Below are 14077 nucleotides of genomic sequence, written 5' to 3'. Positions count from 1 at the left end.
TATTAAGGGTAAAATCCGGTGATAAATGCGAACGCTCCGCTTCTTCAGATTGGTTCTGCACTCTCCGTTGTTGTGTAAACCATAGCTTCATTTTAAATTGTTTCACTGCAATTAAAGTTTGCCTTCCTCGCGGTCTCCAGCGATGACTTCGTCGGTCTCAATGACGTAGTTCACGATCTCTTCGACGGTTGTATAGGCAACGCCAACGTACGTATCGGCTGCACCGTAATAGATGGCGATGCGTCCTGTCTCCGCATCATGCAACGTTGCACATGGGAAGATGACATTATCCACGAAGCCTTGCTCTTCATACCATTTTTCCGGTGTGAGTACAAAGTTAGAGGATCGATATTTCACTTTCGACGGCTCATTCAGATCCAGAATGACCGCACCCATGCTATAGACAAATCCATTACACGTTCCCGTTACGCCGTGGTAGAACATCAGCCAACCTTCGGACGTTTCAATCGGAGCAGGACCGCCGCCAATTTTGACCGATTGCCACCAACCTTGGCCGCCTTTGCTCATGACATGACGGTGTTTGCCCCAGTATACGAGATCCGGGCTTTCGCTCAGGAAAATATCCCCGAACGGAGTATGTCCGCTGTCGCTCGGTCTGGACAACATCACATAGTTGTCATTGATTTTGCGTGGGAACAATACGCCATTGCGGTTGAACGGAAGCATTGGATTTTCCAGACGTACAAACGTTTTGAAATCATCCGTTTTGGCCAGGCCGAGTGCAGCGCCGTAGAAATCCGTACACCAGATGATGTAATACGTATCTTCCACCTTCACCAGACGCGGGTCATACGCATAGTTCGGCATAAAGGGATCGCCATTCTCATCTACAAAGGCAATGCGTTCCTCTTCGATATTCCACGATAGTCCATCTTCACTGGAACCCATATGCAGATGCGGGCGGCCATTAATCGTTTCGGCGCGAAATACACCAATGAACTTTCCTTCATAAGGAACAACGGCACTGTTAAAAATGCGAGCAACCCCCTTGACCGGGTTACGCGGAACCACCGGATTCGCTGAATGTCTCCATACCGGCCCTTCCGTACCCTCCGGTTTGTCCTCCCAAGGCATATTCGGCAATGCATCCCCAACAATGTGTACATTCTTCGTTTCAACAACTGTCATCGTTTCATTTCTCCCTTCAGTAATAGGTTTTATTTAACAGAGCCTTGTGCGAAGCCATTGTAGATGTACTTCTGCAGCAGCAGGAAGACGATCATCGTTGGAATAATGGCGATCATGATGCCCGCGCTGATGACTTCCCACTGTGATCCGAACGGGCCTTTAAACTTAAATAGTGCGGTGGATATGACCTGTAGATCCGTCTTCGGCATGTAGAGGAACGGCGTGTAGAAATCGTTATAGATGTTGACCCCCTTCACGATAATGACTGTTACAATCGCCGGTTTCAGGAGTGGCAGAATGATTCTCCAATAAATGGTGAAGTACGAGGCCCCGTCAAGCATGGCGGATTCATCCAGCGCATTAGAGATGGAGCCCAGGAATTGCAGGAAAATATAGACTGCGATGATATCTGTACCAAGGTACATGACGATAGCCGCCCACCTCGTGTTGAACAGATCGAGCGCGTTGATAATCTGGAAGGTAGCCACCTGTGTTGTTACGCTTGGGATTAACGTGGCAAGCAGGAATGCAGCGACCATGATCTTTTTGCCTTTAAATTTGAAACGATCCAGCACATACGCGATCATGGAGCCTGTTAACGTGGCGCCCACAATGGAGATGATCAGGATAATAATCGTATTTTTGAAACCGACCAGCATGTTGCCGTCCACAAAAGCCTTGGTATAGTTTGCAAAGTTCAGCCAGTTGGCTGGTGGCGCAAGCGGACTGCTGGTCGCATATTCAGCATTGGTTTTGAGCGATGCAAACAGCACCACAACGATGGGTACAAGCGCAATGAACGCTGCAAGAATGAGTGAAGCATATTTGAATATGCTCGCAAGGGTGTATTTGAGTTGATGCACGTTCATTCCTCCCCTTTCATGGTGACACGCTGAACGAGCGTAACGAGAATGACGATAAACAGCAGCACAACCGCCATTGCCGATGCCAATCCCAGCTTGCCGTACTTAAATGCCAAGTGAACGGTCTGGATCACAAAGGTCTCACTGCCGTTGGAACCATCGGTCATAATGTATGGAATATCGAACGCACTGATTGCGCCGCTAATCGCCAAAATCAGATTGAGCTGCAGGATGCGTGTAATGCTCGGCAGGATGATATGGCGGAACTGCTGCCAGCGATTGGCTCCGTCAATGTCCGACGCTTCATAGACATCCTTTTGAATGGAAGAGATCGCACCCAGAAAGATGATGAAGTTGAAACCCATATATCTCCATACGGATGCGCCTGCGAGCGACACGTTAATAATGTTCGGATTCCCAAGCCAGAGCTGGGTGTATTGTCCAAGCCCCACGGCCTGCATGAGTGTATCGAGAGTACCGTCCGGTTTGAAGAAAAAGAGGAAGATAAATCCGATGGCTACACCATTAAGCAGATAAGGGAAGAACAATATGCCTTTGAAAAAGTTTTTGCCTCGAATTTTGAAACTCAGTATGGTTGCAAAGTAGAGGGCCAGGCCCATTTGCAGGAAAGTAGCAACAAAATAGTACAAACTGACAATAAAGACTTTGAAATATTCAGGGTCACTGAATATCCGCGTGTAGTTCTCGAACCCCACATAGTCGAATCTTTTGCTATATCCGTTCCAATCGGTGAAGCTGTATTTGAACATGTTAATGACAGGTAAATAAGCAAACGTGAACAGCAGTGCCAGCGGAATGATCGAGAAGGCACAGATGATAAATATGCGCTGCGCTGAGTAACCCCAATTCGAAATCTTCAAGTATTTCATGCTCTCCACACCTCCAAGCGGTTCTGCCGCTTTTATATCGAAAGACTCCCGTCCAATTCAACTTTCCAAATGAAAAACGGCCAGGAGACAGCATGCTGTACCACCATTCAATACAACAGCCTGCTTCAAAGGTACGTTAGCCTTTTCTCCCGGCAGCTTCCATGCAATTCAAACGGATCGCACGTCTTATTATTTCGTTAGTTCTGCCCGTGCTTTTACCCATTTGTCATTCAGGTCTTTCATGATGTCGTCATACGATTCGCTGCGGTTACCGATGCCTGCTTCGATAATGCGTTTCTTAAAGTCAGGCTGCCAGAGGCCGATCTCGCCTTCGTTGTCGATTTTGTCAACGAGACCTTCCTGTCCTTCTTTGGCAGGAGTCAATGTGGAGAATGTAACGTCTTTGTATTGATCCAAAATCGGTGGCAATTCTGCATTTTTGTCTGCGCTCATACCTCCACCTTGCTCAACCGCATAGTTTGATTTCGCAAGGAACCAGTCAATCCACGCTTTTGCAGCAGGTTTGTTCTCACTGTTCACGTTCATGCCGATGTTATAGTCTGCAGCGAGCGGAACGACCACATCACTTGCATTGGTAGGGAATGGCAAGAATCCGATATTATCCGGTGTATCCGTCAAACCTTGAATTTGCGTAATCGCCCATGATCCAAGCGCCATCGTTGCAATTTTGCCGTTCGCAAGGTCAGCCTTGGAGCTTTCCCAGTCGGTTGTGGTTGGATCTTTCTCGATCAGGCCATTTTTGGCAGCGTCATAAAGCACTTTGTACAATTCATAGTGCGGCTTGCCAGCCACAAAGTTCTCATCTGTGTTCGGTTGATCAATGTTAACGTAGTCCACACTGCCTGCAACCGTCGGCAGATCCGCTTCCCACTGCGTCAAAGCCCAACCGGAGGCATAGTTGGTGTACAGTGGAATCGCCTCCGTATTGTCTTTCACCAGTTGGAGCGCAGCCTGGAATTGCTCAGGTGTTTTTGGCACTTCCGTAATGCCAGCGTCCTTGAATACCTGTTTGTTATAGATAATGCCGGAGAACGTGATGACCGTAGGGATACCATACACCTGGCCATCTACCATGCGTTCTTCAATCCCTGTGTACTTGTCTTTCAACTCCTCATACGTCCCCAGCGGTTCGAAAAAGTCCGGGATGTCGGCAATGGGTACGCTGGTAGGGATCATCAGCACGTCCCCGTAATCTTTGGTGCTCATACGGATTTTCACTTGTCCTTCATAGTCGGCCAGTGCCTGGAAGTTTACTTTTACATCGGGGTATTCCTTATTGAACTCCGCGGCGTAATCTTTGAATACGGTATCAACAATATCTGTACGCTGCGTAAGAACAGTGATTTCACCTTTGATATCCGCAGGATCTGTACTAATTTCCTCTCCTGCCTGTGAAGAACCACCTCCGGAAGAGCAAGCTGCGAGCAGAGAAGTAATGAGCAGCAGGGTAAGCAGAAGCATCCAGCCTTTGTTTTTTCTCAATTGTTTCGACCCCTTTTCTAAGTTAATTTAAGTTATCGTTAAGGTTACAAAATGAATTTTATTATGGTAACGCTTACCTGTCAATCAAATTATTTATTACTTCACAAAAAGTTATTATCCACCAACACATTGACAACACTTTTGTCCGGCACTAATATTATTAAATAAAGTTAACGATAACCTAATTAAATTTGATCCTGTACCTCGAAGGGGCGCTTACTTATGACTCACACCACTAACATCAAGACTGAAATAAAGGAACACTGGGAAGGACATATTTTGCCATTCTGGTCTGCCCTCAAAGATCATAACAACGGCGGATTTTACGGTTGGGTCGGTAATGACCTTCAGGTCGATCCACTCGCCCCCAAAGGCGGAATCGCTACGGCACGACAATTATGGTCCTTTGCAGCAGCATACCGGGTGACCGGAGATGAAATCTGGCGTGATCATGCGGAGCACGCTTACCGTTTTCTCGTAGATCATGTGATGGATACGGAGTATGGCGGCATGTACTGGATGGTGGATGCCAAAGGAGAACCACTGGACACGAGCAAACATGTATACACGCAATCCTTCGGCGTGTATTCGCTCAGTGAGTACTATCGCGCAACTGGCGATGCATCGGCATTGGAGTTAGCGAAAACAATTTTTGCCCTGATTGAGAATCAAGGCCTGAATGCCGAGCTACCTGCATACAAGGAACAATTTGACCGCTGCTGGAATGAACAGGCCAATGAAATGCTGAGCGAAAATGGTGTAATCGCGGATTATACGATGAATACACATATTCATGTGCTGGAGGCTTACACCACGCTCTACCGCGTATGGCCGGATCAGCAAGTGAAAGCGGCATTGGAACGCCTGCTTGGGATTTTGTATAAACGGGTGTATGACATAAACACCAAGTTTCTGGGGGTGTTTTTCAACAAGGATTGGGAATCCATCATCGATCTGCGCTCGTTCGGACATGACATTGAAGCCAGTTGGCTGATTGACGAAGCATTGAAAGTACTGGGTTTGGAGCAGCATCCGGAGTATTCAGCGATGGTTACAGATATTGCCTATAACATTTCCAACGTGGCCGTGCAGGCAGATGGCTCTCTGATAAATGAGCAAGAGGGTGAACACGTCGATGAGACGCGGATATGGTGGGTTCAGGCAGAGGCGATGGTCGGCTTCTATAACGCGTATCAGCGTACAGGTGATCCATTGTTTCTGGAGAGAGTGGAGCGTTTGTGGACGTATACGAAGGAACATATTATCGATCATCGCGCTGGTGGGGAATGGTACTGGTCGGTAGACGGGGACGGCACACCGGATCAAAGCGAAATCGCTGGACCGTGGAAATGTCCGTATCACAATAGCAGGTTTTGCATCGAACTAATCGAGAGGATGGGATAACCATGATACACCCTAAATACAATGCATTGCTGGAGCAGCAGGAGCAGCTTCTTACGCGCCAAAATGAAATCGATTCTTCTTTCTACAACGGCGTATATGATCGGTACCGTTATCCGGTGATCACACGCCATCATGTGCCGCTGCACTGGAGATTTGATCTGGACGAATCGACTAACCCCCACTTCATGGAGCGTCTGGGTATTAACGCTACGCTGAATCCGGGTGCCATCTATTTCAATGGAAAATATGTGATGGTCATCCGCACCGAAGGATTGGACCGCAAGTCCATCTTCGCCCTGGCCGAGAGCGACAACGGCATTGACGGATTCCGTTTCACAGGCAAGCCATTGGTATGGGAAGATATCGATGCTGACGAAACCAACCAGTATGATATGCGATTGGTTCAGCATGAAGATGGCTGGATCTATGGTATCTACTGCTCGGAGCGCAAAGACCCGGAAGCTCCGGCATTCGATACATCCAGTGCCGTAGCCCAGGCTGGACTTGTCCGGACTCGCGATCTGGTCAGCTGGGAGCGTCTGCCCAACATTGCGACCAACTCACCACAACAACGGAATGTGGTATTGCACCCGGAATTTGTGGATGGCAAATATGCGTTCTATACACGCCCACAGGACGGATTCATCTCCACAGGCAGCGGCGGCGGGATCGCCTTCGGTCTGTGCGAGGATATTCTGAATCCGGTCATTGCAGAAGAAACCATTATCGATGAACGCAAATACCATACCGTATACGAAGTGAAAAATGGCCAGGGCCCTGCTCCGCTCAAAACGGATCGCGGCTGGATTCATATCGCCCACGGGGTGCGTAATACGGCGGCGGGTCTGCGTTATGTACTGTACACATTCGCCACGGATCTGAATGATCCGGCGCGCATCATCGCCAAACCGGGCGGGCATTTCATTGCGCCTTATGACGACGAGCGCGTAGGCGATGTGTCCAACGTTATTTTCTGCAACGGTGCGGTGGTCAATGAACAGGGTGAGGTCTTCATCTATTATGCATCCAGCGATACCCGCTGCCATGTGGCAACAACGACGCTTGATAAGCTGGTCGATTACACCTTCAATACCCCGGCCGATCCGTATCGTTCCCTGGATTGCGCCAGCCAGCGCGGTGACCTCATCGAGCGGAATGAGAAGCTTTTGCACAAACAATTGGTTTAATTCGAAGAGTAACCTTCGACGGAAAAATGCAGCATGCTGAAAAATTAGCGTAACCCCTGCCAGAATTTCTTTATTCCATGTGGGTAACGATGTATACTAATATGGATTGTTGTTATGCTTTAAGGAAGCGCTAACCATAATGACAGCACATTGTACGTAAACCGGCTTGAAGGAGGCGACCAAAGCTGAAGAACAATATCACCATGCGGGATATCGCCGACAAGCTCGGAGTTAGCAGTGTGACGGTCTCGAAAGCATTAAATGATAAAGATGGCGTCAGTGGCGAATTGAAGGAAAAAATTAAAGTGCTTGCCGTTCAGATGGGCTATCGGTATAACGCCGCTGCCCGTTCAATGAAGGAAGGCTTGACTCATAATATTGGCGTTATTATCCCGGAGCGTTTTACCGGACCTACCCAATCGTTCTACGTACGTGTATTCCAGCGCATCACCAAACATCTGGAGGATCAGGGGTACTACGGCATTCTGCACATTCTGAATGTTCAGGATGAAGAGGAATTAACACTACCCAAACTGTACAGCGACAGCAAAGTGGATGGTTTCATCGTGCTTGGACAGATCAGCAAAGAGTATATCGAGCTGGTCCAGTCGATGGACGTTCCCAAAATGTTTCTCGATTTCTACGACGAACATTCCGATATCGATTCTGTCGTAACCGATAACTTTTACGCTGCTTATGAGCTGACGAACTACCTGGTACAGCAAGGACATCGCCGTATCGCATATGTGGGGAATCTCTATTCTACAAGCAGCATTCAGGATCGGTTCCTCGGTTATTACAAATCATTGCTGGAACATCGATTACCGATGAATCCGGATCTTATTCTTAATGACCGCGATGATCGGGGTACATTTATTGAAATTGATCTGCCAGAACAGCTGCCTACGGCTTTTGTATGCAACTGTGATCAGGTCGCTCATCTGCTCGTCCAGAAGCTGACCTCTCTGGGTATACAGGTACCTGCACAATGCTCTGTGGTTGGATTCGATAACGATATCTATGCCACGCTTTCCGATCCCAAATTAACTACGGTTGAGGTTGATGTGGAACAGATGGCGCGTACTGCAGTTCAGTCCATGCTCAAAAAGATTGATAACCCGAGTCGCAGCTTCGGCCGCGTACACGTGAAGGGCAACATCATTTATCGCGAATCGGTGAGTGCTGCACCCGCCTCTTCGGATGACGCGTCTAACTAGACGAGGAACAAGGTTTCTTGTTCCATAAAAAGAGTGCTCCCGGCCATTACGGCTGCAGGAGCACTCTTTGTTATGAAAAAACGATGAAGTGGCTTGGGATCCCTGTAGATTACGGCCACAAGCCACTCGTTTCAACACCCGATTCGTGTTGCTGCCTAGTAGCTTGTCTTCAGCCAGTTGTCTTTGGACCAAGTCAGTTTGCCTGCACCTGCTCCACTTGTTCCGGTAAGACGTGCATTCAGCGTAGATGGATCATCCGTAGTGTAGCTGTAAGGAAGTGAAGAGAATCCGTTCCAGGAGAAGGCTTTGATGGCAGCGGGAACTGGACTAAGCGGACTGCCGGACGTATCACTGTTTCCGCGGAATGAGCTTCCATCCAGGGAATACATCGTGTCGATCACCTGAATTTTACCGGTATACGTTGCATCGGCCGGATCAGTCTGGTTATTGCGGACCGGGAACTGTACGTCTTTGATTACTGATTTTTCGACCAGCACTGCGCCGCTTTCGGTAGAGATTGCTCCATTGCCGATGATATCAAAATGATATCCTTTGGACGAGATCGCGGTTGCCATCGCAGAAGTGATTCTGGATTTGGCCGCACGTGCCCCTGTCGCGTCCATCACAATATTGTAGGCGTGCGTGTTCCCTCCGCGCAGGCGCGGCATGCGATCCTGGATATCCCTGTACAGGTTATGGTGCAAGGTCATGGACAGATTGGCATTGGCTGATTCAAAGCTGGTCGAGCCAACCAGATGGCCTTTTTTCTGAGGAGACGAAATGGCAATGATATCGGCTTTGCTGAGCCCAACCGCGCTGCTGCGCAGGTAGTTGTACATCGGATAGGAAGCCTTGTTCGCTTCCAACTCATTGATTTGCCGGGTAACCCAGCTGTTCGAGCTGCCGTCATCCCCTCTGAAGAGGGACCAAGAGATGGTCACGCCGCTGGTTCCTTTTTTGGAATCGACTAGCCCGTCATAAGCTTTATTGAATGTACAGTGGTCAATCCATACGTTGCTGCTCTCTTCCAGCGTAATGTAATCCCAGTCGTTTTTATCGTAATCGCCTTTGGTCGACTCGTCCCATTCCCATAACTCATCAAATTCAAGATTGCGGATGATGACATTGGAACTTCGTTTGACGCTAATGGCTGCGTGTTTGATCTTGGACCCGTTGGCTGAGAAAATGGTTAGGCCATTGAAGCTGTCGATCGTCAGCTTGCTCACGCCCGTTTGTTTCAGTACGGGGTGAGTCAGTGCATCATTATGCTTGGCAAAAGGAGCTGTCTGAGCAGCGCTCGGAATTTCGTTCCATCCCAGATTCAGGTCGTTCATAATCTCAACGACTTTGACCCCGGAGTTCTTTTTCAGCGCGGCAGCCAGATCCGTTGCATTGTACACCTTCTTATACTTGGACGTATCCGATTCGCTGATGGTGCCCCCACCCGTGTTTCCTTGGGAGAAACCTGTAAGATTGTAATCTGCATTACCCGCTGCCTGTACACTTGTCGGTCCAGACAGTAGGGTAAGGCCCAGTGTCAGAGCCAGTGCAGCACTGCACCATGTTCTAATTTTGCTTTTCATAAAACCATTCCTCCCTAATTATAATGATTACGTCCGTCCATCTCTGCCATCGCATGTCACAAAGGACTTGTCCTCAATGTATATCACGAAAGCGATTACAACAATAATCCTTATCTCAGGTCTAGGGGGGAACGGCTGTAGCTGCGTGGATGGTACTGTAAACAACCTGGAATCGTATGTACTTAACTTGGGAGTAACAAACAAAAAAAGAGGATAAAAGAAGGGTTTATTCGAAACTATATCTTGCTGATTGGAAGTCGCTTTGGGAGTTTTTAAAAAAACCACTAAACTGTGTAATATCCTAGGAGTATATATGTTCTATACAGTTAATGCCTGTGATCTTGTATTTGTAAAGAAATTAATGATAAAATGAGGCTAACTTCACCTCCTAATTATAAAAAATATCTATTTTTTTATAATTAGATCATTAAATTATGGTTATATTTATAAATATATAGTTACTATTGTGAAATAAGGTGAGCCTATGAGACATATCTATAAAATATTCCATGAAAAAAGCAACTCCGAATTGAATGCCATCTACCAAAAAAGATTTGATTACGAATCTGCTGTACATTTGGGGTTACATATTAAACCCATGAGTCAACCTAACCGATACGAGCTTTATTACATTCCTACAAATCAACTTCTAAATCTTGTTAATAATATCCATTCAATCTCTCGTGATTTCCAGGCAACTTTTGAATCATTGTCTAAGGTTGCTCAGAATCAATTTATTAATGAATGCTTAGTGGAGGAACTCTATAATACCAATGATCTAGAAGGGATCAGGAGTACAAGGGAAGAGATTGCAAGAAGCACAAAAGAAATCCAGTTAAAAGTAAAATCAAAAAAAAGATTTGAAAGTATGATTAAATCGTATATGGCGCTTTTGAGTAATGAGATCAAGTTCCCTCAGTCGTCAGAAGATATACGGATTATATACGATGAAATAACAAATGGAGAAATCGATCCCAAGGAATTACCAGATGGAGATATCTTTAGAAAGGAAGCTACCTTTGTTCAGAAAAAGTCTGGAAGTGGAAAGATTATTCATCAAGGTATCACACCCGAAAAAGATATTTTGGTTGCGATGGAAGAATTATTGAATTTTATGAATAATCATGATGATATTCCTCTAATGATCAGAGTAGCCATCGGTCATTATTTTTATGGCTATGTACACCCGTTCTATGATGGTAATGGAAGAACCTCGCGCTTCATTAGTAGTTTATATCTATCAGATGTTCTGGGAGAAATATGTACACTTTCGCTATCAAGAGGGTGCAACACCTTTAGAACCAAATACCTTGAGGCTTTTGAAATAACAAACAGCATTCGAAGCTGTGGAGAACTGAATTTTTTCATCGAGTGCTTTTTGGAGATTATCCTCAATACGCTGCATCAAATGAACGGGGAATTGAAGGAAAAAAATGAACTGTTGAGTATCGCAAATCACAAATTATTAAAAGAACCGATCCTCCTCGAAAAAGATGATTTATATCGAAATATCATGTTTGTCTTAGCCCAAAACCATTTCTTCGACTCGGGTAGTGGTCTAACTATTAAAGAATTGGCTGAAATCTCAGGAAAGTCGGAAGTGACTCTGAGGAAAACAATGAAAGATCTCCTGGGCCTATCTCTTATTGAAAAAAGAGGTGAGCGGCCAGCATATTATCATATTAACCAAAGATATTTTGAAGAATGACTCTTCCATATTTTGTACCAACCAACTGAAGGGGCTGTTCCATAAGTCATGAGCTTGACGGTGGACGCCCCTTATTCCGCGTTATTTTGGCTAACGAACCTGACACACGCTATTCACTCCCATTTGTACCATTTGGGATGTAACGAATCACAGAGACGTTATTTCATCCATTAGGTCGATTTTTAGGCCCTGACACTGTTTTTGCACCGATATAACGTCACTGAAGTTCGTTAAAATTTGCATGCTTGGAGAATTAGCCGTTTAGCTTGCGGTAGAGTCGTTAGCACCTCGCAAGTTTAGCGCATCACATTGGCCAGCCGTGCAGCCTAGCCTAACGAAATGGGGAGCTCTTTTGAGACAACCCCTATTCTACCTTTTTATAGAACGTGTCCAGAATCCACCATGGAACTGTTTGGGTTCGACAGTAATGACAAATGCTTTGGGATCCAGCGCCAGGATGGTCTGATAGAGCAGTTTCTGGTTTTTGCGTTTCGCCAGAATTTCCATAACCAGCCGGTCTCCGTCACGTCCACTCCCAACCCAGGCGGTAACGCCGTAACCTTTATCACGCAGGGCATTCGCCACATCCCCGCCCATCTGATTACATATAACTTTAACGGTAACGTAACCGAGTGCAATCTTCTCCTCAATCCAGGCACCGAGTAAGACACCCAGCCCGTAACCAACGGCGTACACAATCAACGCAGAAGGCTGGGTCAGATATTTGAGTACCAGATTCAGACCGAGAACATAGATTACAATCTCACCCATACTGATGAGCGCAGCAATATATTTTTGTCCTTTGAGCGTCAAGATCATCCGAAGTGTATACGCGGATACATACACAATCTGGATCAAAAAGATAAATACCAATATTTTAAACAATCGCAATCCCTCTTTCCTGACTTTCACACCGGAATGGCCGTTTGTTACGTGCCTTCGTTCCGCTTCCCCTGCATGTCATTTACGCTTCTGTACGTTTACTCTATCTCCATCATTGGACGTTATGTGGTCACTTTAAACGGGTTGAACATAAATCGGGCTATATTTTCTGCCCATAGGCATGCCGGAACTGCCATTATAGAGCCCTTTCTGCTCATTATCAACCCGGCGAGAGATCCAGGGGCGAAAACCTGCATGTCTGAATATGCTGAACGATCAACAACGAGATTGAGGCGTACAGGCAAACAGGTTCGGGATACCAGGGTTACCAAAAAGGGGGAACCGCCATGCAGGTGTGGCACGAGATGGAGCGGGAAGGTATGGAAGAACTCATATTTTGCCATGATCCCCGCAGCGGGCTCAAGGCCGTCATTGCCATTCATAGTACAGTGCTGGGTCCAGCACTTGGGGGTTGCCGCTGCTGGACGTATGCGTCGGAAGAGGAAGCGGTTCGGGATGCCATCAAACTCGCCAGGGGCATGACCTACAAATCGGCGGTCTCCGGTCTGCCCTATGGCGGGGGTAAAGTTGTGGTGTGGGATGTACCAGCCGGGCTGGGGGATATAACAATTGGTAGCAGTCCAGGCGGTAAAATCCTTAAGAAAACGAACGAGAAATCCAAGGGGCAAACACACGGGGATCAAGAAGCTGGGGAAAGCGAAGCGGGAACGCAAATAGAGTTCGGGAACAGCACAGATGACGGAAATTTAAATTCATCCGTGATAAGTACCAACAGAGAGCCCGAACCTTCGAACAGCAACGCCTTGAGCTTGCAAGCCTCCAAACGTGCAGCGATTTTCCGTGCGCTTGGTCGTTCCCTGGAAAGACTGAAAGGTCGATATGTCACTGGTCTGGATCTGGGCACTACGGCGGCAGACATGGACCAGATTAGGCTGGAGACGGCATACGTGACGGATACCACCGGATCGCTTGGCGCACAGGATGACTTCACGGCCGATATGACCGCCTATGGTGTATACACTGGCATTGTAACATCGCTGCGTCACCTGGGCATTGGCGCCTTGCAGGGCATTTCCGTTGCCGTCCAGGGACTGGGCAAGGTCGGGCATGCCCTGTGCCGTTACCTGCATGCAGCCGGGGCACGGCTCATTGTGGCAGACGTTGTACCGGAACGTGTACAACGTGCCCTTATGCAGTTCAGCGGCGCCACCCCGGCCGATCCGGCCCGTATTCACGCCGCTGACTGCAAGGTGTTCGCCCCCTGTGCCCTAGGGGGCGTATTGACCCCGGCAACGGTGGAGGAGCTGCGCTGCTCCATCGTTGCCGGGGCGGCGAACAACCAGCTCAGCCACCGGGAGCTGGTTGTTCGCCGCATGCAGGCGCGCGGCATCCTGTACGCGCCTGACTATGTGCTCAATGCAGGCGGAATCATCAGCACCGCCTGCGAGCTGGAAGGCGCAGGGCCCGACCTGATCCGCCAAAAGGTGGCGGGGATTGCGGGCACGCTGTCCAAGGTCTATGCGAAAGCGGAGCAAGCTGCCATCTCCACGGCAGATGCAGCCGACCAGCTGGCAGAAGCTGTCCTGCAAAGTGGAACACCTCAGACTTAACATACCGATTGAATCCACCAATTGAACGCTACACTCCAACGTCTCCAGCGACCAAATACT

Annotated in this window: 11 protein-coding genes; 5 read left to right on the top strand and 6 right to left on the bottom strand. The window is 47.6% G+C overall.

The genetic code is table 11. The annotated features are described in order from the left end of the window. Window positions 1–111 precede the first annotated feature (111 nt). From ACFTRD_RS22015 to ACFTRD_RS22000, 4 genes are all read right to left on the bottom strand, one after another. Entirely contained in the window at window positions 112–1149 is a 1038-nt protein-coding gene (locus tag ACFTRD_RS22015; protein ID WP_379383745.1) for a glycoside hydrolase family 130 protein, read from the bottom strand. A gap of 29 nt (window positions 1150–1178) precedes the next feature. After that, window positions 1179–2018: a carbohydrate ABC transporter permease gene (locus ACFTRD_RS22010; RefSeq protein ID WP_379383743.1), complete on the bottom strand. Its 840-nt coding sequence runs from the start codon at window positions 2016–2018 to the stop codon at window positions 1179–1181. After that, entirely contained in the window at window positions 2015–2902 is an 888-nt protein-coding gene (locus ACFTRD_RS22005) for a carbohydrate ABC transporter permease (RefSeq protein ID WP_192271700.1), read from the bottom strand. Before ACFTRD_RS22005 ends, ACFTRD_RS22010 begins: the two co-directional genes overlap by 4 nt. 189 nt (window positions 2903–3091) lie before the next feature. Next, window positions 3092–4405 (bottom strand): ABC transporter substrate-binding protein, encoded by a 1314-nt coding sequence (locus tag ACFTRD_RS22000; protein ID WP_379383741.1) that lies wholly within the window; start codon window positions 4403–4405, stop codon window positions 3092–3094. Between the two features lie 222 nt (window positions 4406–4627). Here ACFTRD_RS22000 and ACFTRD_RS21995 point away from each other — a divergent pair, with 222 nt between their 5' ends. The 3 genes from ACFTRD_RS21995 to ACFTRD_RS21985 all read left to right on the top strand — a co-directional run bounded on the left by ACFTRD_RS21995 (window position 4628) and on the right by ACFTRD_RS21985 (window position 8213). Continuing rightward, window positions 4628–5809, top strand: a complete 1182-nt coding sequence (locus ACFTRD_RS21995) for an AGE family epimerase/isomerase (RefSeq protein WP_379383739.1) — start codon at window positions 4628–4630, stop codon at window positions 5807–5809. A 2-nt stretch (window positions 5810–5811) separates the two neighbouring features. Beyond that, the gene (locus ACFTRD_RS21990; protein WP_379383737.1) at window positions 5812–6996 is read left to right on the top strand and encodes a glycoside hydrolase family 130 protein; all 1185 of its coding nucleotides are present in this window, start codon (window positions 5812–5814) and stop codon (window positions 6994–6996) included. 203 nt (window positions 6997–7199) lie between these two features. Next, window positions 7200–8213, top strand: coding sequence for a LacI family DNA-binding transcriptional regulator (locus tag ACFTRD_RS21985; RefSeq protein ID WP_192271708.1), 1014 nt, complete (start codon window positions 7200–7202; stop codon window positions 8211–8213). Between the two features lie 155 nt (window positions 8214–8368). Here ACFTRD_RS21985 and ACFTRD_RS21980 read toward each other — a convergent pair whose 3' ends face one another. Further along, window positions 8369–9796 carry a pectate lyase family protein gene (locus ACFTRD_RS21980; RefSeq protein ID WP_379383734.1) on the bottom strand — a complete coding sequence of 476 codons (1428 nt, stop codon included), beginning with the start codon at window positions 9794–9796 and terminating at the stop codon, window positions 8369–8371. Between the two features lie 484 nt (window positions 9797–10280). On the opposite strand from ACFTRD_RS21980, the gene ACFTRD_RS21975 reads away from it, so the two are divergent. Continuing rightward, complete coding sequence (locus ACFTRD_RS21975) at window positions 10281–11504, top strand: Fic family protein (RefSeq protein WP_379383732.1); 1224 nt, start codon at window positions 10281–10283, stop codon at window positions 11502–11504. 369 nt (window positions 11505–11873) lie between these two features. Here the strand turns inward: ACFTRD_RS21975 and ACFTRD_RS21970 are convergent, their stop codons facing one another. Beyond that, on the bottom strand, window positions 11874–12389 hold the full coding sequence (locus ACFTRD_RS21970; RefSeq protein ID WP_079348022.1) for a DUF2179 domain-containing protein: 516 nt from the start codon (window positions 12387–12389) through the stop codon (window positions 11874–11876). Window positions 12390–12733: 344 nt separating this feature from the next. On the opposite strand from ACFTRD_RS21970, the gene ACFTRD_RS21965 reads away from it, so the two are divergent. Next, on the top strand, window positions 12734–14017 hold the full coding sequence (locus tag ACFTRD_RS21965) for a Glu/Leu/Phe/Val dehydrogenase family protein (RefSeq protein ID WP_483875046.1): 1284 nt from the start codon (window positions 12734–12736) through the stop codon (window positions 14015–14017). Window positions 14018–14077 lie beyond the last annotated feature (60 nt).

It is taken from the genome of Paenibacillus sp. NPDC056933 (genome assembly GCF_042674385.1).
GTDB lineage: Bacteria > Bacillota > Bacilli > Paenibacillales > Paenibacillaceae > Paenibacillus.
The sequence above is the reverse complement of the archived record's forward strand: the minus strand, read 5'-3'. Positions and strand labels throughout refer to the sequence as shown.